Source organism: Neisseria sp. P0014.S009 (genome assembly GCF_051958155.1).
Classification (GTDB): Bacteria; Pseudomonadota; Gammaproteobacteria; order Burkholderiales; family Neisseriaceae; genus Neisseria; species Neisseria flavescens_C.
On sequence record NZ_JBQCVS010000107.1, the window covers coordinates 1 to 280 of the forward strand.

At 35.7% G+C, this 280-nt stretch carries 1 protein-coding gene; it reads right to left on the reverse strand.

Annotated features, from left to right (window positions below):
• Positions 1–213 (reverse strand): acyl-CoA thioesterase (locus tag ACTHS4_RS11885; RefSeq protein WP_440365987.1); only part of this gene is annotated, 213 nt, incomplete at its 3' end.
• Positions 214–280: the final 67 nt, after the last annotated feature.

The window sequence follows — 280 nt, forward strand, 5'->3', positions numbered from 1 at the left end:
TTGTGGAATAGGATATTTAAACGAAACATGGTTTACAGAAGCGGTAACAACGGTAGATTCACTATGTCTTTGCGCAGCAATAGCAGCAGCTCTATCCATTCTAGAAAGAAGCTCACCACCAAACATATTTCCTAATGCATTGGTTTCATTGGGAAGCACAATATTGGTCATAATAGTCCTGGTTTCTGCAGGAGTTTTCGCATTTTTTTCCATAGAAATTATTTAGAAATTCTTGATGAATCTGTTTTTGAAGTTTGTAATGAATCGTTTGGTACAATAG